Source organism: Sorangium sp. So ce321 (genome assembly GCF_051530195.1).
In the GTDB taxonomy this organism is placed as follows: Bacteria; Myxococcota_A; Polyangia; order Polyangiales; family Polyangiaceae; genus Sorangium.
Genome location: NZ_CP150329.1, coordinates 8,043,814 through 8,066,523, shown reverse-complemented (window position 1 = coordinate 8,066,523; position 22,710 = coordinate 8,043,814). Strand labels below are relative to the sequence as shown.

Below are 22,710 nucleotides of genomic sequence, written 5' to 3'. Positions count from 1 at the left end.
ACGGTCCGCGCCGCCAGGCGCCTGACCGGCAGCCAGGTACTCAGCATGCTGCGCCCGCAGCGCCGGTCCCGAGGCGGAGGACCAGCAAGACACCGCGCCGGTAACACCGGAGCGCGGCTGCGCTGCCTGCTTCGTCTTTGCCGAGGCAGGCAGCGCTTTGTTTGCGTGGCCGAGGTGCGGCGCGCGATGCAGAACGATCGCGACGAGATATCCGAACTAATCACACAAACCGGACGTAAACAGTAATGAGACTGCGTGAGATACAAGAGACGTTGACCGACAATCTGGCGAAGATCGAGCCGACAGCTGAGCACACGGCAATGCCAGATAAAAGGACCTCAGGCGTCAGAATTACTGGCATAGACCAGTGTCGCGCGGCGCTTACCAACCTGAGTCGGATCAACGCGCTGCGGTCTTACGTCGACGAAGCACTGTCTCACCCTATCATCGCGGAGCATCGCGACACCGTTGTCGTTCCATCGGACGACTATGCCAGGGTAAAGAGCTTGGTGAAAAGCGTGTACTTTGTGGGGCACACGCTGCTGAACGCCATCAACCAGTCAATGCCGAAGCAGTCGCCGCTGTCGGTGACTATAGAGATTCCTCAGCAAGAGGAGTTGAGCGACCTCAAAGAGTTCGTGGACGATATTCACTGGATGATATCCACGCTGACCGGGAACAGGTTTGCCTCTCCCAAGGTACAGAACTTTGATAACGGTTCGTTGTGCATCGAGTTGATCTTCGACGGAGCGAAGGCGATTGCCCTTCTTTATGCTGTTGCCAGAGCTGCTCTGTGGATCAATCGAGAGTTGCAGCGTCATGACGCAGAGCATGAGCGGAACAGAGCTCTCGGCTTGGCTGTTGACGATCTGGAGCAGTCTGTCCGCCTGAAGCAAAAGGTAACAGACCTGATGATCGAAAAGCTTGCCACGGACATTGCAGGGAAGCACTACAAGGATGCAACTCGAGAAGACATCTCGGTTCTAATGCGAATCATCGAGAAAAATCAGAGGCTCTCGGAGAGAGGCATGAAGCTGATTCAGGCCCACAATGCCCCGACCAACCTCAAAGATGAATTCCCCGAGTTCGCGGGTGCGGCACTGTCCGACTTAGGCATAAACCTGCTGCAAGAAAAGCATGGGAGTACGCCAAAGCTTCTTGGCAGTGGGACAGACGGTGACAAGTCTGAGTGACTAGGCTTGTCCACGTGGCTTCCCCGCCCTTGATCGCCAAAGCGCGACCGAGAGCGCTTGTTGTAGCTCCACGTCAGCAGTCTCGCGCGCTGGCGGTCGATCGCGTTTTCTGGCACACAGACACAGGAGTCGCCCGGCGCCAAGGCGAGCAGCCATCACTGGCGCTATGAGTCCGGCCAGGAACCCCACGAGAAACGAGATCATGGCCGTCCCGCCTCGAAACCACTTGTAAATACTTGTAAAGTCCAGTAGTTGGCCACTGCGTAGCCTCATTCGCAGGCGAAAGCGCCTACGCGTGGCTCATGCAGGAAACGGACCGAGTCGCTCATCAAACAAGCTCAGCTGCACCATCCTGCGCGGCGCGGGCGGCGGCTCTGACGGCGCAGGCTCCGGCTCCGGCTTGCTCACCACGGGCGGCGTAGGCGGCGCCGGCACGGCCGGCGAGCTACCGACGAGCCGCAGGAACCCGCGCCCGTTCGGCAGGGCCCGTGCTGGTGCCGTGGGCGCTCCCCCGGGCGCATCGGGCAGCTTCAGCGCCTTCGGCTTGGGCGGCTCCGTGGGCGCCTCGGCGAGCGCTGCCGCGACAAACTCCTCGATGCTCCAGACGTGATCGGTCAGCCCCGCCTCCATGGCGGGCGTCACGCGCAGCGCCTCGTGCGGGCGGCAGAAGTTGTAGAACGCCATGTGCAGCGCGACGGCCGCCTTGTGGTGCGGGAGGCGCTTGCTGAAGCCGTTGCAGAGCCGCGTGAAGCGGCGGATGTGCATGCGGATCGTGAGGTTCTGCCGCTCGACGTGGCTCGTGCTCGCGCGCTTCACGTCGGGCACGCCGAAGACGGGCGTGCGGGTGATGAACGGGTTGCGCGGCGGTTCGTAGCGGTGATCGTCGTCGCGGCGCGCCTTCCGGCTGTAGTTCTTGACGACCTGGGCGTAGTCGACCGAGCCCGCGAGCGCGAAGGACTCGCCGACGGCGGCGATGTAGGGCTGCCAGCCGTCGCTGTAGAGCTGCGGGATCGTCACCAGCCGAGCGCGCAGGTCGGCGATGAACGCCTTGGTGTTCTCCTCGTCGCGCTTGCCGACGCGGTAGCTGATCACGAGCTTGGACGCGCTCGCCATGCCCACGTAGACGTAGGCCTCGCCGACCTCGGGCGAGTCGCCCGGCGTGACGCGCGCCTGCTTCTTCTGCACGTAGCTCCAGATCTCGTCGACCTGAACCGTGCGGCAGTCGACGTCGCGCACGAGCCGGTTGTGCAGCGCCGCGCAGCCCTCGCCAACGCGGAGCAGCAGCGACAGGATTGCCGGCTTGCTCACCTCGGTGAGCCGCGACGTCGGCCGGATGCCCGCCCCCTCGACAAGATGAGCGACGACCGCGACGCGCTTCGCCATGGGCAGCACGTGTGCCATGCAGGGCCTTGCCTCTCCCCCCGGGCCGGCCTGTCGGTGATCCTCGCGTCCCGCGTCCGATCGGTGAAGACCGCGGCCACGTGATCGCCGGCGTTCACCGTTCACCGCCGGCACCCACGCCGATCTGGGCCGCGCTCGCGTTCGCGGCGTAGACAGCGCGCCCCGCCGAAAAATCGAAGGCCCGAGGGCTGCCACCCTCGAGCCTTCTGGAGCTCCGCCTTCGGAGTCCCCCACCTTCATCACGAGCCGGGCTCCAGGTCCAGAAAACGGCGGCATGGAGCCTGTTGCCTTCGTCCGTCTATCGCCTCGTCCTCTGCTCCGGCTGCCGCGTCCAGCTTCGCCTCTGCGGTCGCTGCGATCGCGGCCAGCGCCTCTGCCCCGACTGCCGCCCGCTCCGGCGCCGTGAGTCGCTCCGTCGCGCCGGCGCCGCCTACCGCACCCGGCCTCGCGCTCGCCGCCTCCAGGCCGCTCGCCAGGCCCGCTACCGCGATCGGCAGCGGGACAAGTTCCCCGCGCAGAAAGTGACGCATCACGGGGTGACGCAAGCCGCGGCCGCGTCGACGTCCCAGTTCGCGCCGGAGCTCTCCTCCGGCCGAAAGGACGACCATGACGATCGGTTCCGAGATGTCAGCCGCTGCTCGCTCTGCGGAGCGCGGCTTTCGCCGTGGGCCCTGCGCGAGCGACGCGCGCGGCCAGCTCTTCATCGACGCGCTCCCCGCGTCCCACGAGGGCCTGCGCCGTAACGGGAGGGGGCGGTGATCATCAAAGAGAAGGAGGCGGAGATCCTGCGCCTCTACCACGGCGAGAAGTGGCCCATCGGCACCATCGCCGGCCAGCTCGGGTTGCACCACACCACCGTGCAGCGCGTGCTCGGACAAGCGGGCGTTGATCCGAAGGTCGTCGCGCCGCGCCCGTCCATGGTCGACCCATTCGTGCCCTTCATCGTCGAGCAGCTCGGTAAGTATCCCTCGCTGCGCTCCAGTCGCCTCTTCGTCATGCTGAAGGAGCGCGGCTATCCGGGCGGTCCCGATCATCTGCGCCGGGTGATCGGCCGTCTCCGCCCCAAGAAGCCGGCGGAAGCGTTCCAGCGGCTGCGCACGCTTCCCGGCGAGCAAGCGCAGGTCGACTGGGCGCACTTCGGCAAGCTGGCTGTCGGCCGGGCACTGCGTCCGCTCTGGGCCTTCGTCATGGTGCTCAGTTACTCGCGGCGGATCTTCCTGCGCTTCTTCCCCGGCGCGGCCATGCCCTTCTTCGTGCGCGGGCACGTCGAGGCGTTCGCCGACTTCGGCGGCGTCCCGCGCGTGCTGCTCTACGACAACCTCAAGAGCGCCGTCGTCGAGCGCCACGGCGACGCGATCCGGTTCCACCCCACGCTGCTGGCTCTGTCGGCGCATTACCGCTTCGAGCCGCGCCCCGTCGCCGTCGCCCGGGGCAACGAGAAAGGCCGGGTCGAGCGCGCCATCCGCTACGTCCGCGAGGCCTTCTTTGAGGCCCGGTCCTACGCCGACCTCGGAGACCTCAATCGCCAAGCGACCGAGTGGACCAGCTCCGCGGCGCTCGATCGCTCCTGGGTCGAGGACCGCGCCCGCACCGTGCGTCAGGCCTTCGACGACGAGCGCAGCGTGCTGCTGCAACACCCCGACACGCCGTTTCCGGACCACGAGCGCGTCGAGGTCGAGGTCGGAAAGACCCCCTACGCGCGCTTCGATCTCAACGACTACTCGGTCCCCCACGACCGGACGCGCCGCACGCTGGTCGTCCTCGCCGACCTCGATCAGGTACGCATCGCCGACGGCAACCAGATCGTCGCGACCCACGTCCGCTCGTGGGATCGCGGCCAGCAGATCGAGCAGCCCGAGCACATCCAGCGCTTGGTCGACGAGAAGCGCCGCGCTCGCGAGCACCGCGGCCTCGATCGCCTCGCCCGCGCCGCCCGCAGCAGCCAGGCATTCCTGCGCATCGTCGCCGAGCGCGGCGATAACGTCGGCAGTGCGATCGCCCGGCTTCTGCGACTGCTCGATGCCGTCGGCGCCGCCGAGCTCGAAGAGGCCCTGGTCGAGGTGCTTGAGCGCGACACCATCCACATCGGTGCCGTCCGCCAGGTGATCGACCGCCGCCGCTCCGAGCGCCACCTGCCGCCTCCTGTCTCAATCCCCGTCACCCGCGGCCAGCACGCCGCCCTCGTCGTCACGCCGCATTCCCTCGCCACCTACGACGCGCTGAAGAAGGACCCGACGCCATGACCGACCTGACGCCCACCGAGACCAAAGACCGCCTCAAGAGCCTCGGCCTCTTTGGCCTGCTCGCCTGCTGGGAGCAGCTCGCCGACAAGCCCTGGCTTCGCGAGGTGCTCGCCATCGAGGAGCGCGAGCGCCACAAGCGCAGCCTCGAACGCCGCCTGAAGAACTCCCGCGTCGCCGCCTTCAAGCCCATGACCGACTTCGACTGGTCCTGGCCCAAGAAGATCGACCGCGAGGCCGTCGACGACCTCTTCGGCCTGGGCTTCCTCTCCACCGGCCACAACGCGGTGCTCGTCGGCCCCAACGGCGTCGGCAAGACCATGATCCTCAAGAACCTCGCCCACCAGGCCGTCGTCCGCGGTCACACGGTCCGCTTCTCGACCGCGAGCGACATGCTCGCCGACCTCGCCGCGCAGGAGTCCTCGGCCGCGCTCGCGCGCCGGCTCCGGCGCTACACGGTCCCCGCTCTTCTCTGCATCGATGAAGTAGGATACCTCTCCTACGATAGCCGCTACGCCGACCTGCTCTTCGAGGTCGTCACCCGTCGCTACGACGCGCAGAAGCCCCTGCTGCTCAGCACGAACAAGGCCTTCGCCGACTGGGGCCAGGTCTTCCCGCACGCCGCGTGCGTCGTCACGCTCGTCGACCGGCTCGTGCACCGCGCCGAGGTGATCGAGATCGAGGCCGAGAGCTACCGGCTGAAGGAAGCCAAGGAGCTCAACGCCACCCGCACCAAGCAGCGCCGCACCAAGAAGCACTGAGCGGCATCTTCACCGGTGAACTTCACCGGCACCCGGCCTGGTCTTCACCGGTGAACTTCACCGGCATCCGGCGTGGTCTTCACCGGCACCGGCTGCGGGTTTCACCGGTGAACTTCACCGAATTCCCGCGGGTTGACGAGATCATCTACAGGCCCATGCTGCGCCTTGCGACGAGCGCTCTGCGGGCCACCGCAGGGTGTGTTGCAGCCCTGTCTCCGGGGACCAGCCGGGGACAGGGCGCTTTGCTAAGTACCCTGCAAGATAGCAACGAAACGCCTATGTTTCCCGGCGTTTCGGCGCAGCTAGGACGGTCGATGTCACAGCCGGCGCACGCGATCGCAGCCTGTTTACAGGCTTGGTTGCTCTGTTGACGAGGCGAGGCCTCCGGACCTCAGCGGGCCCGTGGTAGCCTCGCCGCATGCGAGCACGGCGCGTTCTATCGTTCCAGCGTCAGGAAGGTACCTTGGCCAGGAACGGCGCCAGGCGTTCGGCGAGGGCTTGCACGATGTCCTCGGTGATGAGCTTGGGCACGTACGCTACGCCGCTGTTGGCGTAGCAGATGCACCATTCGTTCTCAGGGTCTCGCTCGCTCGAATCCGAGATCACGCGGCCGGCGGACATGTGCCACGCCTTCTCTCTGTCATCCTCGTTGAGGTAGAAGATCGCGCACGGTAAGGTGCGGTCGACGTCTGCGAGATCGCGAGTGTCGCACGCTGTCGAGCACGTCACCTTGTCGTTTCCGTTGGCTTTCGCGCGAGCCAGGACCGCATGGGCGACGCGGCCAAGCAACGTCGCGGCTAACGAGTAGTCGCCCTTCTCGGCTGGAAGATAAAACCCCTGCATCACACGCTCATCAACACCAACCATGCGCACCTCTCCCACATGACGCCATAATGGCGTCACTGTCGTTGCGGACTCGGCTGAATGCCGAGCCGCGATCGTCGACGCGCTCGCGGACTGGACGCAGCCGCACGCTCAGAAAGCGCGTCGAGAAGGCGGAACGGATACTGGCTCCTACACGTAGGAGCAGCGATCTCCGCCTGCGAGAGGGAAGATGGATCTGGCTGGACAAATGCAAGCCCCGGACCCAAAATTTCTTAGTATATACGCGCGTATATGACCGTCAAGTAGAATCGTGCCGGGCAGCAAGTTGGTGTGCGCGGTTGTGGGCCACGGCAGTCCATGTGTGCGCATGCACCGCCCGGTCAGCTCGCCGTTCACGCGCCGCTCCGGCGACCGCTACCCACCTTGCCTACATAGATCTGATGAAGCGGGACGGATGGGAGGTAGAGGAGGAGCCCGCACTCACGACGTGGTTGCGGCATCAGATCGACCGGCAGGGCGAGGATGAACCGGCAGAGCCGAACTGAAGCACAGACGGCGAGCGTCGCCGGGTCGGCGGTCCCGGGATCCTGTTTGCATTGCATCGCGATCGCACTTGACGACGGTACGAGGGCAGTGCGAGTCGGATCTGATGCATCAACGAACACATTCGGGCATCAATGAACACGCCGCAGATCCGGACCGGGTCCTGCACAATGACGAAATTTGGAAGATCACTGGCAACAAGGGGCCGGATGAGGTCCGCGTGGTAGACGACAGGGTCCTCGTTCGCCAGCCAAACGGTCACATGGCCCGCGTGGGCGCCATCGATCCCGAAAGGAGGTTGGTGTACCTGCACCCCGAGGGGTGGACGGTCCTCTCGCCGAAACACGTTCCCGTTGCGGCTGACCACTGGCCCCGCCCAGGCGATGAGTACGTCAACGAACTGGTGCGCAAGGACGGTGATAGGAGGCGGAGTACCCATGAGCGGGTACACGTGCGGCCGCTGGGAGGGCTTGCTGGAGCGCTTCACAGAGCGGACAGGCTGGCCGCGGATGAGGACTGTATCGCCAGAGTCGTTCGGGTCCGCGAGGGGAAGCCGGTGCCGGTGTATCAGGTAGACGCAGACGGGAACCACGAGTGGCTGTAGACGAGCGGTTCTGCCGTCAAGATCGCACGGGTCCGGTTGGTCAAAATTGACCACTACCAGACGTCTGGCCACGGACAGCCAGACGTCTGGCCACGGACAGCCAGACGTCTGGTGGTGGCCCAAATCGCCATGTGAATCTTGCATCTGGGCCCCTCGAAACCTGCATTGGGGCCACTTGACGCGTCCATGCGCTCGGGCTCACGTCGAGCCGACGCGGCCCCCCGCTGGTCAGTCCTGCTGGCGGATCGCCTGCGTCTCCCTGCTAATCCTGCCTGGTGGGCGCCGGCTGCATGGCCATCCGTAGTCAAAGGTCGGGCATTCCCCTCAGGTCGCGCTCGGCACGCGACGCGAACACCGCCCCGCAGCACTCGGCGCAGGTTGGCTGCCTTCTTTCCGGCATTGTCAGCACCTGGACCTGACGAGCGTCCGGCTCATGCCATGCGCAGGCCGGCCACCATAGAGCTCCGCGCCTGCACCAGAAGTCCCCGCTTGGACAATGACCGGATCCTCGGGTTGCATGCCAATGGCCATCCTCGGCGAGGAAGCAGAAGGGCGGTGGGTCTATCGTAGGTAGGTCCTGGCGGCTCATCCCTCGCTATTCTAGTAGCCGCACACGAAACGCCTAGAACACCAATCATGTTGAAACCCGGAGAATTTTCACAGGGAGGCGGGGAGGCGGGGAGGAAGAAGAAAAAGAATCTCTCCCTCTCGCCGTCTCTCGCTCCCCGCCTCCTCGCCTCCCTGTGAAATTCCTGCTTTTTTTCGGGGGTTTCAACCCGTTTGTCGCTCTAGGTTTCATGGCGCTTCGGTGCAGCTAGGACGGACGCTGTTGCAGCTGAGACGCGCTGTTACGGCCTGTTTGAGCGAGCGCTGTCAGCACGCGTTGGGCCCGTGGTAGCCTGGCCGCATGCGCGTGCGCCTCATCCTTCGTCTCTTCGAGTCTACCATCACCAAGCTGGTGGAGCTCGACGAGGAGCCCGCTGTGGGCTCGGTCTTCCTTGCGGACCGCGAGCGGCTCGTGACCGGAGTCGAGCACTACGACGCGCGCGGCGAGGTGTACGTCTACCTGCAGGAGGACGAGGAGGACGACATGATTCAACTCGCCCCGCTGCCCGACGACGAGGAGGACTACAAGGTTTACGTCGTTCCTCCAAGAGCGCGCCTGGCGCACATCATGTACATGCAGGCCGAAGGGTGGCGCGCGGAGGACGATCTCTTCGGCCGGCGGGACAGTGGCGAGCCCGGTGGTCAGGAGCCGTTTGCTCTAAATTGACCAGTACCAGACGTCTGGCCACGGACAGCCAGACGTCTGGCCACCGACAGCCAGACGTCTGGCCACCGACAGCCGTCACGTCCCGCAGAACGTGTACTGAACGCGCTCTTCCGGCTGCGGGGGCTCGCTCAGGTGCGCGAACTCCGGCTGATCGTCGTACGGCCGCGAGAGCACCTGCACGAGCGTCTCGTACGGCCCGAAGTCGTCGCGGAGAACTGCAGCCTGGATGAGCTCCTCGATCCGGTGATTGCGCGGGATGAACGCGGGGTTCACGCTCCGCATCGCGCTCGCGCGCGCCTCGGGCGAGACGTCCTCCCGGGCGAGCCGCCGGCGCCACCCCTCGGCCCAGTCGCGGAAGGCGCCGGGCTCCGCGAACAGCGACGCCAGCTTCGCGTCCGCCGCGGAGTCGGCCGCGGAGGCGCAGAGCCCGCGAAAGAAGACCGTGTAATCGACGCGGTTCGACGCGAGGCGATCCAGCAGATCGGCGGCGAGGGCGAGGTCCTCGTCCTCCTCGCGCACGAGCCCCAGCTTGGCGCGCAGGACGCGCTCGTGCGCCTCCACGAACAGCCCGGTGAAGCTCTGCACGCGCTCGGTCGCCACCCGGACGGCCTCCTTCTCGTCGCCGGCCAGGAGCGGCAAGAGCGCCTCGGCGAGCCGCGCCATGTTCCACTGCGCGATGCCCGGCTGGTTCCCGAAAGCGTAGCGGCCGCCCCGGTCGATCGAGCTGAACTTCTTCTCGGGATCGTACTCGTCGAGGAACGCGCAAGGCCCGTAGTCGATGGTCTCGCCGGAGATCGACGTGTTGTCGGTGTTCATCACGCCGTGCACGAAGCCGACGCCGAGCCAGCGCGCGACGAGGCTCGCCTGCGCCGCGATGACGCGATCGAGCAGCGCCAGCGCGTCGTTGCCGCTGCCCACCGCCTCGGGGTAGTGCCGCGAGAGCGCGTACGAGGCGAGCGTGGCCAGCGCCTCGCGGTCGCCCCGCGCGGCGAAGAACTGGAACGTGCCCACGCGGATGTGGCTCGCGGCCACGCGCGTGAGCACCGCGCCCGGGAGCACCTCCTCGCGGTAGACCGGCTCGCCCGTGGTCACGGCGGCGAGCGCGCGCGTCGTCGGCACGCCGAGCGCCGCCATCGCCTCGCTCACGACGTACTCGCGCAGCACCGGCCCGAGCGCGGCGCGCCCGTCCCCGCCGCGCGAGAAAGGCGTCCGCCCCGCGCCCTTGAGCTGGATGTCGCGCCGCTTGCCGTCCTTGCCGACGACCTCGCCGAGCAGGATGGCCCGGCCGTCCCCGAGCTGGCTCACGAAGCTGCCGAACTGGTGCCCCGCGTACGCGAGCGCGATCGACTCCGCGCCCTCGGGCAGCGTGTTGCCCGCGAGCACCTGGGCCCCGTCCGCCGAGGCGAGCCGATCCGCGTCGAGCCCGAGCAGCTCCGCGAGCGCGCGGTTGACCTTCACGACGCGCGGCTCGCGCACCCTGGCAGGGGAGACGCGCGCGTGGAAGCGGTCCGGGAGCCGGGCATAGGTGTTGTCGAAAGCAAAATTCATCCGTGAACCTCGTGGCGCGGGGGATCCAGCAGCATCATGCGAGCCGACGTTTTACATCAACATCACTCCGCGCGCCCGCGCCGCCCGGCAATCAATCAACCAGTCACTCGGACGAGCGCAGCAGCCTCCCGCCCCGGTCACTCGTACCACGTCGGCACGACCGCCCGGACCTCGGGCAGCGCGGCGATGCGGCAGACCTTGTCCCACGCCGCGTCCTCGAGCGCGCCATGGCGCTCGGTGCACTCGGCGTCTCCCGTGGGGAAGAGGTACAGCGTCTCCGCGGGCACATCGCAGCTGGCGCGGCCTCTGCCCGAGCTCGCCTCGACCGTCGGCGCGATGTCCCGCACGCGGGCGAGGAGCGCCTCGTCGCCCGCCGGCAGGCAGAACTCCACGGACCCATCGTTCACGCACCCCGTTTCCCTGGTGAAGGCGAGCTTCTCACCCGGGCACGACGCCGCGGAGGGCAGCGGCCCCTCGACAGATCCCTCGCCGGGCGTGGACGGCGGCGCGGACGTGCAGCTCGACAGGCACGCTGCCAGCAAACAGGAGATGGAGAATTGTCGCATGGAGCTCCCTCGGGGGCTCCAGCATGCCACGCGCGCGCGGCGCCGGCAGGTGAGCTCGCTGGCTGCCGTGCTCGCCGCCCGCCGTGAAAGAGCGTCGCGCCCGGCGCCTGGCCTGGAGCGCGCCGGGCGCACCGCCTCGGCTCGCTCGCAGGGCGCACGCGGCACGCGGCACGCACCGCGCGCGGCTCGGGGGAGGCCCGCCGGCGCGGCGGTCGTCGCCGAGGGCCGGGTATGTCTGGTAGAGTGCGCGCAGAGGTGCCTGTGCTCAAGCTGCCGAAAGATCTCGTCGCCGATCCGCGCCATGACGCGGTGTCCGAGCTCCTCACGAAGCACGCAGGTCTGCTGTGGGAGAGCGGTCGGAACCAGGTGGCGACTCTCCCGATGACCGACGCGCTGGCCGCGGAGCTCCGCGGCGCGCTCGCGGCCGAGCACGCCTGCCACGGCCTCGAGCTCATCGCCGAGCGGCTCGCCGGCGAGCAGAAGGGGCTGGACGCCGCGGCCAGGAGGGCCCCGGAGAGCCCGCAGAACGCCCGCGCGTCTCGCATCCTCTTTCTCGCCAACGACGGCAGCACCCGCTTCTACCGCGACTGCGACGCGCTCCTCTCCCGCTACCCGCAGCGCCTCCTGGCCTGCCGGCTCGACATCGCGGGCGAGGCGCTGGGCGAGAAGCTCACGGGGGGCGCAAGGCTGATCCGGAGCGTGCTTGTCCTCGACAAGAAGGTCGCCGCCAGGGCGCTGCTCGCCCTGCTCCCGCCGGGCTGACAGGCGCCCCTCCGGTCACTCCCGCTGCGCCTGCCCGCGGCCGGTCTTCGCCTGCAGCTCGTCGATGCGCTTCGACGCCTCCGCCTTGGTCAGGCCCGGGTCGAACTCCACGCCTGCCTCCTGGGAGAGCGTCTGGAGATACGAGGCCTGCGCGCCGGTCATCGGCTCGTCGCCCGTCTTCCAGTGCTCCGGATCTTTGCGCGTGTTCTCCACGCCGGCAGCGCCCTTCGCGCCGCCGGAGACGCCCGTGGCGCCCCGCAGCTCATCGATCTTCTCGGACGCCTCCGCCTTGGTCAGGTCGTCGGGGACCTCTTCGCCCTGCTGCTCGGCGAGCGTGTGCAGGTACGAGGCCTGCGCGCCGGTCATCGGCTCGTCGCCCGTCTTCCAGTCCCGAGGATCCTTCTGGGCGTTCGACGGCCGCTGCTCGTCCGGCCGACCCGCGGCGCTGGGGCCGGCCGCCTGCTGGTCTTGCTTCGCGCTCATATCCTGCTTCCTAATCCCAGGAGACCGCGTGGCAAGCCCGCGACGACGACGCTGCCTGCGAGGCTCAGCGCGCGCTCCACAGGCCCCGCGCGCGGCTCGAGCCCAGAGAGCCCGCGTGAGCGCACATTGTGGGAGGAGGGGACGCCGGCGACGCGATGATGTCGGGGCGCGGGCGCCGGGGCCGGGTGAAGATGCGCGCCATGGAGATGCATCAGGTCCGCTACTTCCTGGCGGTCACCGAGACGCGCAGCTTCACCCGCGCGGCGGAGCGCTGCGCGATCTCGCAGCCGGCGCTCACCGCGGCGATCAAGAAGCTGGAGGAGGAGCTTGGCGGCGCGCTCCTGCTCCGCGAGCGCGGCGGCGCGAAGCTGACGGCGCTCGGGCAGCACGTGCTGCCTCGCTTCCAGCGGCTCCACGACGAGACGCAGGCCGTGCAGGTGATCGCGGACAACCACCGGCGCCTCAAGCAGGTCCCGCTCCGCGTCGGCGTCCTGTGCACCATCGGGCCGGCGCGGCTCGCGCGGGCGCTCGCGGCGTTCCGCGTCGCGGCGCCGGGGGTGGAGCTGGAGATCTCGGTGGCCGTGCAGGCCGAGATCCTGCGGCGCCTGGAGGAGGCCGAGGTCGACGTCGTCATCACGAGCGTCGGAGGCGCCGTCCCTGCGTCGTTCGTCGTCACCCCGATCTACGACGAGCGGTACGTCGTCGTCCTCCCGCCCGGCCATCGCCTCGAGGCGCGCGAGGCGCTCCGGCTCGAGGATCTGCGCGGAGAGCCGTACCTCGACCGGCTCGCCTGCGAGATGCGCGAGTCGGTGACGGCCGCGTGCGCGGCGCGCGACGTGGCGCTGTATGCGGCGTACAGGACCGAACGCGAGGACTGGGTCCAGAGCCTCGTCCACGCGGGCCTCGGCTTCGCCTTCATGCCGGAGCACTCGGTGCTGCTCTCCGACGCTCCCCGGCGGCCGCTCGTCGACCCGGCGCTCCAGCGCACGATCGCGCTGGTACGCTCGGGGGATCGCACGCCGACATCGGCGCTCCAGCTGTTCTGGGACACGCTGCTCGCGCGCGCCGCCGGCCCCGACGGGCGGGCCGGCGACGCGCCGCCCAGGCGCCCTCCCGGGGGCGGCGTCAGGGCTTCGCGGCGATGATGTCGACGCGCTCGATGACGGGCGCCGCCGCGAGCAGCTCGGGCGCCTTGGCCATCAGCGCGGCCGCGATGGGGCCCTCGAGGTGCGCCTTGCGGCCCTCCTCGCCGGCGAAGGTGTCGAAGACACCGAAGGTCGACGGGCCGAGCCGCAGGGCGAACCAGTGGATTGTCCGCTGCTCCTCGACGGCGAGGGCGATGGCGCCGCGGAGGAAGGCCTCGACTTCGCCCTCCTTGCCGGGCTTCGCCTCGATCCGAACCAGGAGAGAGCGGGTCACGGCAGGGATGTGGGTGGTCGTCATGAGTGTCTCCTTGTCTGGCGGCGCACGGCGCGCCGCGCTTCGTGAGGAGTGTTGTGACGACGGCCGGGTCGCTTCACCAATCGACGTTGTGGATGGATCCATCCGCGGCGTCGATGACCGGCCCGCAGCGCCCGCGCGGCGCGGCTGACCTCAGTGACAGGCCCTCTTGAGGCCGTCATACATGACGTCTTGCTGGCAGAGGAGATTGCAGCTGCCGACCGGGCCTGGATCACCGCACGCGACGTCCAGCAGGTACACGTTGGACGCGTCCCGACATGGCCCGCCAGCCTGGCAGTAGACGGAGGGGATCTGCGGCTCCTCCTCACCGCTGCAGTCGTAATCGAAGCCGCCGTCAGGGCGGATGGGCTTATCGTGGAACGTGTTGGGCTGGCCGGGGTGGACGTCCGCGTTGTCGTCGTTGCAGTCGGTGCCGCCCTCGCACCCGGTCGACGGGTAGCCATCGCCGTCCACGTCGCAGTTGACGCCCCCGCCGCCGCCCGTGCCCGAGGTCGCCCCGCCGCTCCCGCCGCCGCCCGAGCTAGAGGTCGCCTCGCCGCTCCCGCCGCTCCCGCCGCTCCCGCCGCCGCCCGAGGCCGCCGTGTCCCCGCCGCCTCCCGCCGCGTCCGACGACGCGGTGGCGCTCGCGCCGCCACCTCCAGCGCTCGACGGATCGGTGAAGACCACGTCCGGGAAGCTGCACGCCGCGCTCAGCGCGGCAGTCGCAGCGGGCAGGGCGACGAGCGCGAGACACCGATGGCGCAAGGGCATTCTTGCATTGGATGGCATCGCTCCCCCCCGCGTCAACCGTCCGTCGAGCTGCGGAGTCCGGCAGTCCGGTCACGGCCCCTCAGGTACCGTGGGGAAGTGTCGCAGGTGCTCTGCCCGGTGGGCCGGGCGCCGGGCGCGCTGGAGGCTCCCCGGCGGCTGGTGCGGTGATCACCGGCGAGCAGGACGGCCCGCCGTCGAGGTCTGCGCTGGGCTCGCGCGCTCGGCTCGCCGGCGGCAGGGCCCCGCAGCAGCCGGTCAGACGCTGCCGCTCACCTTCGCGGTACGGGTGCTCCCGTCGATCGACGATTCGATGACGTACGACGCTCCCTGGTAGGCGATGCTCCCGTCGTCACTCAGGTTTCCGCCGCGCAGCACGTTGGCGGCGCTCTCGTACAGGAGGAAGGAGGCACGGCCGGTGGGCAGCTCGCTGCGGAGCGTCCAGGTGCCGTCGGCGCCGGCCGACTCGATCACGAGGTGCTGCGGAGCGCCGGACGCGTTGACGAGCACGCCGAGCGTCGAGCCGCTCCGGTCGCGCGTCGTGGCGCGGAAGCTGAGGAGGGCGGCGGTGGCGAGCAGCAGGGCGGAGGCGACTGGCTTCTGGGATGATATGGACATGGCGGGACGAATGACTCCGTGGAGGGCCTTTGCGTGTGGCCCGGGTGATATGTCGTTCCGGGACGGCCTGGCGGCCGCGCTCTCATGGAGCACGGCGCTCAAGGACCGAGGCCGGAAATCGAGCTCTTCGGCTGCCAGACGAGCCCGTTGTACTTGCGGGGGCAGCCCGAGCGGTCCAGCCGCTGAAACGTCTCGCCCGTCCTGAGGTGCCGCTGCCTGTCGCGATCGAACGGGCCGCGCTGGCCGCTCGCCGGCTCGTACGTGACATCGCTCCGCCCATGCACCTGGAACCGCCAGCAGAGCCGCTGCTCCACGCCGTCCACCATCCGAGACAAGCTCTCATTCATGGTCTGTACCTCTCTGCGCCGGGCACGCGAGCCGGCGGCGCGGGAGCAACGGGCACGGCGGGAACGGCGCTCGAGCCCGGTAGCGCCTCGAAGGCGACGCTTGCCAGGCCTGGCCCATACGCCAGGCGGCATCGCCAACAACTTCACTGTGTGTACGCAAATGTATAGCAGAAAAAGGGGCGGCGTCACCACGTTTATCAGCGAAGAACGCGCCGATTTCGCTGGTGCGGCGGTTTTCCTCGATGTTGGTCCCCGGACTTCGCGAGAAATGTCGCGTTCGGGCAGGGGCGCTCAGCCCTCGACCCCGGCGGTCCCTGTATCCAGGCGGGCGACCTGGCGCCGCTCGGGCATCTGCACGATGCCCATCCAGGCGAACACGCGGATGACCTGGTACGCCGGGTCGATCTCGAACCAGCGCACGGCGAAGTTCGGGCTCTGCGCGTACTTGTGGTGGTTGTTCTGGAAGAGCTCGCCCAGCGTCACGACGTCGAGGGCCAACGTGTTGCGCGAGTCATCATCGCTGTTGAACGTGCGGTAACCGTAGCGGTGGCCGCACCAGTTCACGATGGCGCCGTGAAGCGGTCCCATCGTCCAGTGGAGCGGGACGAAGAGGAACTGCCACCACTGCGTGGCGAACGCGATGTAGAAGAGCGCGTAGCCCGTCCCCCAGGCGAGGCGGCTGATCCACGAGTTGCCGATGCGGTCGAGCGTGGGCCACTCGGGGTAGCCGCCGAGAAAGCGCGGCTCCACCTCGGCCGTGCCGTCGCAGATGGCGTCGTAGCGCTTCGCGGTGGACAGCATCATCGAGGCTGGTCCCGCGTAGTAACGCGGCGAGTGCGGGTCCTTCGGCGTGTCGCTGTACGCATGGTGCATGCGGTGCAAGATCGCATACGCCCGGGGCACAAGGTACGAGGAGCCCTGCGTGACGTAGGTGAGGAAATGGAAGATCCGTTCCCAGCGCTTCGACATCGTGAACATGCGATGCGAGGCGTACCGGTGCAGGAAGAAGGTCTGGAAAAAGACCGATAGTGTGGAGTGGGCGATCAGGATGACGACGAATTCCATGACCCTTCATACTTCGATCGTGCGGGGGCGCACCGTCAGCGCACGGTCACGATTCGAGAGCGCAGGTCCGCGCTTTTCGCGCGAATACGTCCCATGTCGCTCGATTCCGTTGGAGACGAGCCGTTCATCGGCCTGAAACATAACGCTTCACAGGACGCTTCACAGGACGCTTCACAGAACGCTTCACAGGACGCGTTCACAGAACGCTTCATCGAGCCGCCATGTTGCTTGCTTCTGCCCACCCTCGCGGTCGCGTGCGCTGTCCCCGTCGGCGCTGCCCGATCGAGGGCCGCTCGTCCACGGCACAGGTCGGCGATCCAGAGAATGACCGCCAGCGGCAACGAATCGTTCTTGACATACTCGCACCTTGCGCGCAGGATGACCCGGTAAACCGCGTGAGCGTGCATCACTGGTTCTGTCGCGCCCGGGGTTCAGGTGCTCTCGGCGGCGTCACACGACCGGCGGGGGCTCGCCGACCTCGAGAAGGGTTGACGTCCGGCCGCTCCGTCGCGGCGGAGGCGCTGGCGCGGAGCGGACGTCGCGCGGCGGCCCGGGCGCGCCAGGGCAGGGTGCCTGCTCGCCACATGGACCGCGCCATCACGTCGAGGTGAACGCATGCAGATCCGCGTAGGTTACGAGCTGGTCTACGAATTTCCACAACCCACGCCGGTGATCCTGACGCTGAGCATCCATTACTCGCGGGTATCGGATCTGGTGCGCCCCGATCACATGCTCATCAGCCCGTCGATCCCGGTCCGGTCCTACCGGGACGCTTTTGGCAACTGGTGCAGCCGTATCGTCGCGCCAGCGGGTGAGCTGCGGATCTCCGCCGACGCGGTGGTGAACGACACGGGCGCGCCGGACCGCATCGTTCCGTCGGCCGAGCAGCACCCGGTGGAGGTGCTGCCGGAGGAGACGCTCGTGTTCTTGCTGGGCAGCCGGTACTGCGAGACGGATCGCCTCTCGGAGGCGGCGTGGGGCCTGTTCGGCAAGGCGCCCACCGGCTGGGGTCGCGTGCAGGCGATCTGCGACTTCGTCCACCGGCACATCGCCTTCGGCTACGAGTTCGCGAGCCCGACCAAGACCGCGTGGGAGGTCTTCAACGATCGGAAGGGCGTTTGCAGGGATTACGCGCACCTCGCGATCGCGCTCTGCCGTTGCATGAACATCCCGGCCCGGTACTGCACGGGCTACCTGGGCGACATAGGCGTTCCACCTCCCCACGGGCCGATGGACTTCTCCGGCTGGTTCGAGGTCTTTGTGGGCGGCGAGTGGCACACGTTCGACGCGCGGAACAACGTGCCTCGCATCGGGCGCGTGCTGATCGCCCGCGGGCGCGACGCCGCCGACGTGGCGATCACCACGACCTTCGGCCCGAACACGCTGAAGAGCTTCCGCGTGCGGACGGACGAGGTCGTGGGTCCGCTCGTTTAGCTGGCCTCCGTCGGGCCGGACGCCGCGGCCCCGGGCGCTCCCGGCGCGCCGGCGGCCGGACCGCTCGCCGGCGTGGCATCCGCGCGGCGATCTGGGTATGGAGGCGCATGCCGCGCATCCTCTCTCCGGGGCGGAACTTCTGGTGCGAGCGGCCGGTGCGAAACGCCGGGCTGCTCATCGATGGCTCCGATTACTACCGAGCCTTCTACGACGCCGCGCGACGGGCGCGCCGTTACATCCTGCTCTCGGGCTGGCAGTTCGACAGCGACGCCTGCCTGCTCCGCGGGGAGGACGCGGAGGGCGCGCCCGAGCCGGTCACGCTGCTCAAGTTCCTGAACAGCCTGTGCGAGCGCACGCCCGAGCTTCAGATTTACATCCTCGCCTGGGACTTTCACGTGGTCTTCGCGATCGAGCGCGAGTGGCTCCAGAAGATCGTCTTCGAGTGGACGACGAGCGAGCGGCTGCGCTTCCGCTTCGACAGCAACCATGTCGACAGGGGCTGTCATCACCAGAAGTTCGCCGTCATCGACGGCGAGCTCTCGTTCCTCGGGGGGCTCGACCTCTGCAATGACCGCTGGGACACGCGGCGGCACCTGGAGAAGAACCCGCTCCGCCTCAGCCGCGGCGAGCCGCACAAACCCTTCCACGACGTCCAGGCCTACCTCCACGGCCGAGAGGTCAGCGAGAGCCTGGCGGAGCTCTTCACGGCGCGCTGGAGCGCCGCCTGCGGTGAGCCGCTCGAGCTCTCCGCGGCCGAGGGGTCGACGTTCGGGGACGAGTACGCGCCGGACGACGCGGTGCCGCTCGCTTCCGGGCGCGTGGCGCTGAGCCGGACCGACCCGCGCGGCGCGCCCACCGGGACGGAGGGCTGCCGCGAGGTCTGCGACCTCTACCTCGACGCGATCGCCGGCGCCGAGCGGTCGATCTACATCGAGACGCAGTACTTCAGCTCGCGCGAGGTGAGCGAGGCGCTGATCCGGCGCCTGCGCCGGGGCGGCGGGTCGCCGCTCCAGGTCGTCGTCGTGCTCAACATGCGCGCGGAGACGCTGAAGGAAGAGATAGCGGTCGGGCTCGCGCAGGCGAAGGTCATCGACGACCTCCGCAAGGCGGCGGAGGGGACCGGCAACGCGCTCGGCATCTATTACACGGTGCCGTGGCACGAGGGCGAGGGCGACCCCCCGCGCGCCACGTATATCCACTCCAAGGTGATGATCGTCGACGACCGCTTCTTCAACGTGGGCTCGGCCAACCTCACGAACCGGAGCTGCGCTGTCGACACGGAGCTCAATGCGTCCTTCGAGACGGAGGACCCTGGCGACGCGCTCGGCCGCTCGATCTGCGCGGCGCGGCTCGGCCTGATGGCCGAGCACCTCGGGGTCGACGATCTCTCCTGCGGCGCGGACCTCGTGGCCGAGCTCGACGACCGCGCGCGCCGGCGCGACGGGCGGCTCCGGATCCACCCGTCGCCGGACGAGACGCAGCGCGCGGCCCTGGCGGTGGTCGACCCGCAGACGCTGCCGTTCGACCCGGATGCCATCGAGGACGAGGAGGACGATCGCACGAACTTCGCCCACGGCCTCGGCGCCCTGTGGCGGCGGCTCGTGAGCCACCGGGACGACAGGAAGTAGCCCGCGGCGGGGAGCGACCCGAGGCGGGCGCGGAGGACCCTGCGCGCGCGGGGCGGCGGGGTACCCAGGAGCAGGTGATGTCGTCGCCGCCGCTTCGATGCATGGATACGTTGTTGATAAGCTTGGCTTTTCAGGGAGATCGGATGGCATGGAAGAAGCTGCCTGACGACTCCGCGGACCTCTGTTCGCGCTTCAAACGTCGCTCGCAGAGCAGCTCGTGCGCCTGCGCCACAAGGGCGAGGACTGCGGCGGTTTCGTGTAGGCTGCGCCCGCATCGATCTGGTAGGGAGGCATCTCACCATCGGGGCGAGGCGATCCTCGCGGAGGGAACAGCATGGCGATGAATCGAATGAGATCGTGGCTCGGGTTGACGATGACGGCGTGGCTCGCGTGCGCCTGCGGCGGCGCGCAGGCCGTCGACGCGCCTCCTGCGGGAGGGCCGCCCCCAGCGACGGAGGCGCCCGCGCCGGCCGCACCCGCGCCGGCCCCGGCGGCCACGCCCGGGCCCGCCGGCGGTGAGGCCGCGAGCGCAAAGCCTGCTCCCGTCTCCAGGGCGCCGTTCGGCAACGCCGACGGCAAGGAGGTCGTCCTCTTCACGCTCACGAACGCGAACGGCCTCGTCGCGAAGGTGATGACCTACGGCGCGACGGTCACCGAGCTCCACGTCCCCGACAAGGCAGGGAAGCTCGACGACATCGTCCTCGGCTACGACAACCTCGACGGGTACCTGAAGAACAGCCCGTTCTTCGGGGCGACGATCGGCCGGGTCGCCAACCGCATCAAGAACGCGCAGTTCCAGCTCGAGGGCAAGACGTACAAGCTCTCCGCGAACAACGGCGCCAACACGCTGCACGGCGGCAAGAAGGGCTGGGACAAGGTCGTCTGGGACGGGGAAGCGACCGAGACGCCGGACGGCCCCGCGCTCAAGCTCACGTACGTGTCGAAGGACGGGGAAGAGGGGTTCCCCGGCACCGTCAACGCGACGACGATCTACACGCTCACCAACAAGAACGAGCTCAGGATCGAGATGTCGGCCACGACCGACAAGACGACGATCGTCAACATGGCCCACCACAGCTACTGGAACCTCGGAGGGCACGGCTCGGGCTCCGTCGTCGACCAGGAGCTGACGCTGCACGCCGACAGCTACACGCCGTTCGACGCCACGCTCGTGCCCTCCGGGCAGATCAAGCCGGTGAAGGGGACGCCGCTCGACTTCACCGCGGCCAAGCCGATCGGCAAGGACCTGAAGGCCCTGGGCGGCAAGCCGGGCGGCTACGATCACAACTTCGTCGTCAACGGCGATCCGCACAAGCTCCGCGAGGTGGCGCGCGCGAAGGATCCGAAGAGCGGCCGGGTGATGACGGTCGAGGCCGACCAGCCCGGGGTGCAGTTCTACACCGCCAATCACCTCGACGGGTCGATCAAGGGCAAGGGCGCCGTCTACAACCAGTATGGCGGCTTCTGCCTCGAGCCGCAGAAGTTCCCGAGCTCGATCAGCATCCCGGCCTGGAAGGACGAGGTCATCCTCAAGCCCGGGCAGCGCTACGCGCAGACGGTCATGTTCCGGTTCACGGCCGAGTAGCTCGTCCGCTCCCGCGCTGGCGCCGCCGCGGCTGCGGGCGGCTGCTGCTCGGCGGCGCCAGGCGCGGCGCGATCGGTGGTAGCCTGCGGCGACGGCGCCTGGCGCTGTCGAGAGGGAGGAGCAGATGGCGGATTCATCGATGGAGACGCGGGTCACCGAGGTGGGCGAGGGGATTTACCAGCTTCACACCCCGGTAGGGACCGGCAAGACCGCCTTCTCGTTCAACCAGTACCTCTTGGTCGACGACGCGCCGCTGCTCTTCCACACCGGCTCGCGCCGCCTCTTTCCGGCGGTGCGCGCGGCGATCGCGCGGGTGATGCCGGTCGAGCGGCTGCGCTACGTGGCGTTCTCCCACTGCGAGTCGGACGAGTGCGGCGCCATGAACGAGCTGCTCGACGCCGCCCCGGAGGCGGAGCCTGTGTGCGGGCGGATCGCCGCGATGGTGGACGCGGACATGTTCGATCGCGCGCCGCGCGCGCTCCAGGACGGCGAGGTCCTCGAGCTGGGCAAGCGCCGGGTGCGCTGGCTCGACGCGCCGCACCTGCCGCACGGCTGGGAGTGCGGCTACCTGTTCGAGGAGTCCACCGCGACGCTGCTCTGCGGCGACCTGTTCACGCAGCCCGGCGCCGGCCAACCCGCGGTCACGCGCGACGACATCCTCGGGCCGAGCGAGGCCATGCGCCGGGCGATGGATTACTACGCGCACGGCCCCGACGCGCCCCGGCTCCTCGAGAAGCTGGCGGCCACGTCCCCCCGCCTGCTCGCGTGCATGCACGGCCGGGCGTACGAGGGCGACGGGGCCGCGCTCCTGCGCGAGCTCTCCCGCGCGCTCTCCGGCGACGCGTGAGCGGCGCTCGCTGCTGAGCCCGTGCTCCCTGGCCGGCAGGCGCGGAGCCCTGGATGCTCGCCATGACCATGGAGAGAGGCGCGCGCATCCAAGCGGCTACACGTGGGAGGACACATGCGTAATCTTCGTAACTTCATCGGCGTCGCCCTTGGAGCGCTCCTGTCGCTGTCGGCCGCTGCCGCTCACGCCGAGATCACCGTCGGAGTCGGGTCGGCCACGACGGCATCAGCGACGACGGCGAGGTGCTGTTCCTCAACGGGGGGAAGCGGTACATCGGCCGGCCGGGCGCCGAGCCCGAGGAGATCAGCAGCGATCTCGGGCACGGGCGCTGGCTGGACGGGAGCTTCTACGTGACCATCGGCAACGCGCTGTTCCAGGTCGCGAGCGCGGAGGCCGGCGCGCCGCCCCCCGCGGGGTCGCGCGAGGCGCTGCGGGCTGCGGCGCTGTCGGACCTCGAGGGGTACGAGGCGCTCGGCGCCACGCCGGTCGTGGTCGAGGTGCTGCCGATCGACGGCGAGTCGCTGCGCGCCGCCGGCGAGGCGGTCGAGCAGGCGCCGGCGGCGCTGCTGGACCTGCACGAGCCCGACGCCTTGCCGGTGCTGTCGGGTGACGAGCCGGCCTCCGACCTCGCCGGCGACGCGTCGAGCGGCGATGTGCCGGCCGCTATCGGGTGCAGCGCTGGCGGCGCGACCCCGCCGGCGAGCGGCGTCGCCGCCTTCGTCGCGGCGATCGCCGGCCTCGCCTTCGCGCGGCGCGGCCGCCGGCGAGGGTAGGCGCTG

At 68.7% G+C, this 22,710-nt stretch carries 23 protein-coding genes; 12 read left to right on the top strand and 11 right to left on the bottom strand.

Translation table 11 applies throughout. The annotated features are described in order from the left end of the window. The first annotated feature begins 272 nt into the window (after window positions 1–272). Window positions 273–1,193 carry a hypothetical protein gene (locus tag WME89_RS29580; protein ID WP_438003043.1) on the top strand — a complete coding sequence of 307 codons (921 nt, stop codon included), beginning with the start codon at window positions 273–275 and terminating at the stop codon, window positions 1,191–1,193. Between the two features lie 300 nt (window positions 1,194–1,493). On the opposite strand, the gene WME89_RS29575 is transcribed toward WME89_RS29580, so the two are convergent. Both WME89_RS29575 and WME89_RS29570 read right to left on the bottom strand, forming a co-directional pair. Next, window positions 1,494–2,594 carry an IS1 family transposase gene (locus WME89_RS29575; RefSeq protein WP_438003042.1) on the bottom strand — a complete coding sequence of 367 codons (1,101 nt, stop codon included), beginning with the start codon at window positions 2,592–2,594 and terminating at the stop codon, window positions 1,494–1,496. A gap of 239 nt (window positions 2,595–2,833) precedes the next feature. Then, complete coding sequence (locus WME89_RS29570; protein WP_438003041.1) at window positions 2,834–3,298, bottom strand: hypothetical protein; 465 nt, start codon at window positions 3,296–3,298, stop codon at window positions 2,834–2,836. 51 nt (window positions 3,299–3,349) lie between these two features. Between WME89_RS29570 and istA the strand changes: the two genes are divergently transcribed. Continuing rightward, window positions 3,350–4,837 (top strand): IS21 family transposase, encoded by a 1,488-nt coding sequence (gene istA, locus WME89_RS29565; protein ID WP_438003040.1) that lies wholly within the window; start codon window positions 3,350–3,352, stop codon window positions 4,835–4,837. Beyond that, on the top strand, window positions 4,834–5,595 hold the full coding sequence (locus WME89_RS29560) for an ATP-binding protein (protein WP_438003039.1): 762 nt from the start codon (window positions 4,834–4,836) through the stop codon (window positions 5,593–5,595). The genes istA and WME89_RS29560 overlap by 4 nt, the downstream gene beginning before the upstream one ends. A gap of 450 nt (window positions 5,596–6,045) precedes the next feature. On the opposite strand, the gene WME89_RS29555 is transcribed toward WME89_RS29560, so the two are convergent. Next, complete coding sequence (locus WME89_RS29555) at window positions 6,046–6,462, bottom strand: hypothetical protein (RefSeq protein ID WP_438003038.1); 417 nt, start codon at window positions 6,460–6,462, stop codon at window positions 6,046–6,048. A gap of 607 nt (window positions 6,463–7,069) precedes the next feature. Here WME89_RS29555 and WME89_RS29550 point away from each other — a divergent pair. Both WME89_RS29550 and WME89_RS29545 read left to right on the top strand, forming a co-directional pair. Beyond that, complete coding sequence (locus tag WME89_RS29550; RefSeq protein WP_438003037.1) at window positions 7,070–7,567, top strand: hypothetical protein; 498 nt, start codon at window positions 7,070–7,072, stop codon at window positions 7,565–7,567. Window positions 7,568–8,474: 907 nt separating this feature from the next. Beyond that, window positions 8,475–8,840: a hypothetical protein gene (locus WME89_RS29545; protein ID WP_438003036.1), complete on the top strand. Its 366-nt coding sequence runs from the start codon at window positions 8,475–8,477 to the stop codon at window positions 8,838–8,840. Between the two features lie 75 nt (window positions 8,841–8,915). Here the strand turns inward: WME89_RS29545 and WME89_RS29540 are convergent, their stop codons facing one another. Together WME89_RS29540 and WME89_RS29535 are read right to left on the bottom strand one after the other, a co-directional pair. After that, window positions 8,916–10,388 (bottom strand): protein adenylyltransferase SelO, encoded by a 1,473-nt coding sequence (locus WME89_RS29540; RefSeq protein WP_438003035.1) that lies wholly within the window; start codon window positions 10,386–10,388, stop codon window positions 8,916–8,918. A gap of 137 nt (window positions 10,389–10,525) precedes the next feature. Beyond that, entirely contained in the window at window positions 10,526–10,954 is a 429-nt protein-coding gene (locus tag WME89_RS29535) for a hypothetical protein (protein WP_438003034.1), read from the bottom strand. Between the two features lie 261 nt (window positions 10,955–11,215). On the opposite strand from WME89_RS29535, the gene WME89_RS29530 reads away from it, so the two are divergent. Next, the gene (locus tag WME89_RS29530) at window positions 11,216–11,716 is read left to right on the top strand and encodes a hypothetical protein (protein ID WP_438003033.1); all 501 of its coding nucleotides are present in this window, start codon (window positions 11,216–11,218) and stop codon (window positions 11,714–11,716) included. A gap of 15 nt (window positions 11,717–11,731) precedes the next feature. On the opposite strand, the gene WME89_RS29525 is transcribed toward WME89_RS29530, so the two are convergent. Continuing rightward, window positions 11,732–12,199, bottom strand: a complete 468-nt coding sequence (locus WME89_RS29525; RefSeq protein ID WP_438003032.1) for a DUF3072 domain-containing protein — start codon at window positions 12,197–12,199, stop codon at window positions 11,732–11,734. A gap of 200 nt (window positions 12,200–12,399) precedes the next feature. Between WME89_RS29525 and WME89_RS29520 the strand changes: the two genes are divergently transcribed. Continuing rightward, the gene (locus tag WME89_RS29520) at window positions 12,400–13,344 is read left to right on the top strand and encodes a LysR family transcriptional regulator (RefSeq protein WP_438003031.1); all 945 of its coding nucleotides are present in this window, start codon (window positions 12,400–12,402) and stop codon (window positions 13,342–13,344) included. Here WME89_RS29520 and WME89_RS29515 read toward each other — a convergent pair. The 5 genes from WME89_RS29515 to WME89_RS29495 all read right to left on the bottom strand — a co-directional run bounded on the left by WME89_RS29515 (window position 13,325) and on the right by WME89_RS29495 (window position 16,437). Next, a complete protein-coding gene (locus WME89_RS29515; protein WP_438003030.1) occupies window positions 13,325–13,642 on the bottom strand; it encodes a putative quinol monooxygenase in 318 nt (105 codons plus the stop codon). The genes WME89_RS29520 and WME89_RS29515 overlap by 20 nt on opposite strands. Before the next feature lie 150 nt (window positions 13,643–13,792). Next, window positions 13,793–14,404 (bottom strand): hypothetical protein, encoded by a 612-nt coding sequence (locus WME89_RS29510; protein WP_438003029.1) that lies wholly within the window; start codon window positions 14,402–14,404, stop codon window positions 13,793–13,795. Window positions 14,405–14,665: 261 nt separating this feature from the next. Continuing rightward, window positions 14,666–15,025 carry a hypothetical protein gene (locus WME89_RS29505; protein ID WP_438003028.1) on the bottom strand — a complete coding sequence of 120 codons (360 nt, stop codon included), beginning with the start codon at window positions 15,023–15,025 and terminating at the stop codon, window positions 14,666–14,668. 98 nt (window positions 15,026–15,123) lie between these two features. Next, window positions 15,124–15,372: a hypothetical protein gene (locus tag WME89_RS29500; protein ID WP_437617923.1), complete on the bottom strand. Its 249-nt coding sequence runs from the start codon at window positions 15,370–15,372 to the stop codon at window positions 15,124–15,126. A gap of 291 nt (window positions 15,373–15,663) precedes the next feature. Beyond that, the gene (locus tag WME89_RS29495) at window positions 15,664–16,437 is read right to left on the bottom strand and encodes an acyl-CoA desaturase (protein WP_438003027.1); all 774 of its coding nucleotides are present in this window, start codon (window positions 16,435–16,437) and stop codon (window positions 15,664–15,666) included. Between the two features lie 615 nt (window positions 16,438–17,052). Between WME89_RS29495 and WME89_RS29490 the strand changes: the two genes are divergently transcribed. The 5 genes from WME89_RS29490 (at window position 17,053) to WME89_RS29470 (ending at window position 22,704) form a co-directional block, all read left to right on the top strand. Further along, entirely contained in the window at window positions 17,053–17,871 is an 819-nt protein-coding gene (locus WME89_RS29490) for a transglutaminase domain-containing protein (protein WP_438003026.1), read from the top strand. A gap of 107 nt (window positions 17,872–17,978) precedes the next feature. After that, a complete protein-coding gene (locus tag WME89_RS29485) occupies window positions 17,979–19,499 on the top strand; it encodes a phospholipase D-like domain-containing protein (RefSeq protein WP_438003025.1) in 1,521 nt (506 codons plus the stop codon). 340 nt (window positions 19,500–19,839) lie between these two features. After that, complete coding sequence (locus tag WME89_RS29480; RefSeq protein WP_438003024.1) at window positions 19,840–21,084, top strand: aldose epimerase family protein; 1,245 nt, start codon at window positions 19,840–19,842, stop codon at window positions 21,082–21,084. A gap of 124 nt (window positions 21,085–21,208) precedes the next feature. After that, window positions 21,209–21,931 carry an MBL fold metallo-hydrolase gene (locus tag WME89_RS29475; RefSeq protein WP_438003023.1) on the top strand — a complete coding sequence of 241 codons (723 nt, stop codon included), beginning with the start codon at window positions 21,209–21,211 and terminating at the stop codon, window positions 21,929–21,931. Window positions 21,932–22,173: 242 nt separating this feature from the next. Beyond that, a complete protein-coding gene (locus tag WME89_RS29470) occupies window positions 22,174–22,704 on the top strand; it encodes a hypothetical protein (RefSeq protein ID WP_438003022.1) in 531 nt (176 codons plus the stop codon). Window positions 22,705–22,710 lie beyond the last annotated feature (6 nt).

Coding starts and splice junctions, on each gene's coding strand:
- WME89_RS29480 (WP_438003024.1), top strand. CDS start 19,840: ATGAATCGAATGAGATCGTGGCTCGGGTTGACGATGACGGCGTGGCTC.
- WME89_RS29475 (WP_438003023.1), top strand. CDS start 21,209: ATGGCGGATTCATCGATGGAGACGCGGGTCACCGAGGTGGGCGAGGGG.
- WME89_RS29545 (WP_438003036.1), top strand. CDS start 8,475: ATGCGCGTGCGCCTCATCCTTCGTCTCTTCGAGTCTACCATCACCAAG.
- WME89_RS29485 (WP_438003025.1), top strand. CDS start 17,979: ATGCCGCGCATCCTCTCTCCGGGGCGGAACTTCTGGTGCGAGCGGCCG.
- WME89_RS29550 (WP_438003037.1), top strand. CDS start 7,070: ATGCATCAACGAACACATTCGGGCATCAATGAACACGCCGCAGATCCG.
- WME89_RS29490 (WP_438003026.1), top strand. CDS start 17,053: ATGCAGATCCGCGTAGGTTACGAGCTGGTCTACGAATTTCCACAACCC.
- WME89_RS29575 (WP_438003042.1), bottom strand. CDS start 2,594: ATGGCACACGTGCTGCCCATGGCGAAGCGCGTCGCGGTCGTCGCTCAT.
- WME89_RS29525 (WP_438003032.1), bottom strand. CDS start 12,199: ATGAGCGCGAAGCAAGACCAGCAGGCGGCCGGCCCCAGCGCCGCGGGT.
- WME89_RS29515 (WP_438003030.1), bottom strand. CDS start 13,642: ATGACGACCACCCACATCCCTGCCGTGACCCGCTCTCTCCTGGTTCGG.
- WME89_RS29495 (WP_438003027.1), bottom strand. CDS start 16,437: ATGGAATTCGTCGTCATCCTGATCGCCCACTCCACACTATCGGTCTTT.
- WME89_RS29570 (WP_438003041.1), bottom strand. CDS start 3,298: ATGAAGAGCTGGCCGCGCGCGTCGCTCGCGCAGGGCCCACGGCGAAAG.
- WME89_RS29520 (WP_438003031.1), top strand. CDS start 12,400: ATGGAGATGCATCAGGTCCGCTACTTCCTGGCGGTCACCGAGACGCGC.
- WME89_RS29505 (WP_438003028.1), bottom strand. CDS start 15,025: ATGTCCATATCATCCCAGAAGCCAGTCGCCTCCGCCCTGCTGCTCGCC.
- WME89_RS29555 (WP_438003038.1), bottom strand. CDS start 6,462: ATGGTTGGTGTTGATGAGCGTGTGATGCAGGGGTTTTATCTTCCAGCC.
- WME89_RS29535 (WP_438003034.1), bottom strand. CDS start 10,954: ATGCGACAATTCTCCATCTCCTGTTTGCTGGCAGCGTGCCTGTCGAGC.
- WME89_RS29560 (WP_438003039.1), top strand. CDS start 4,834: ATGACCGACCTGACGCCCACCGAGACCAAAGACCGCCTCAAGAGCCTC.
- WME89_RS29500 (WP_437617923.1), bottom strand. CDS start 15,372: ATGAATGAGAGCTTGTCTCGGATGGTGGACGGCGTGGAGCAGCGGCTC.
- WME89_RS29540 (WP_438003035.1), bottom strand. CDS start 10,388: ATGAATTTTGCTTTCGACAACACCTATGCCCGGCTCCCGGACCGCTTC.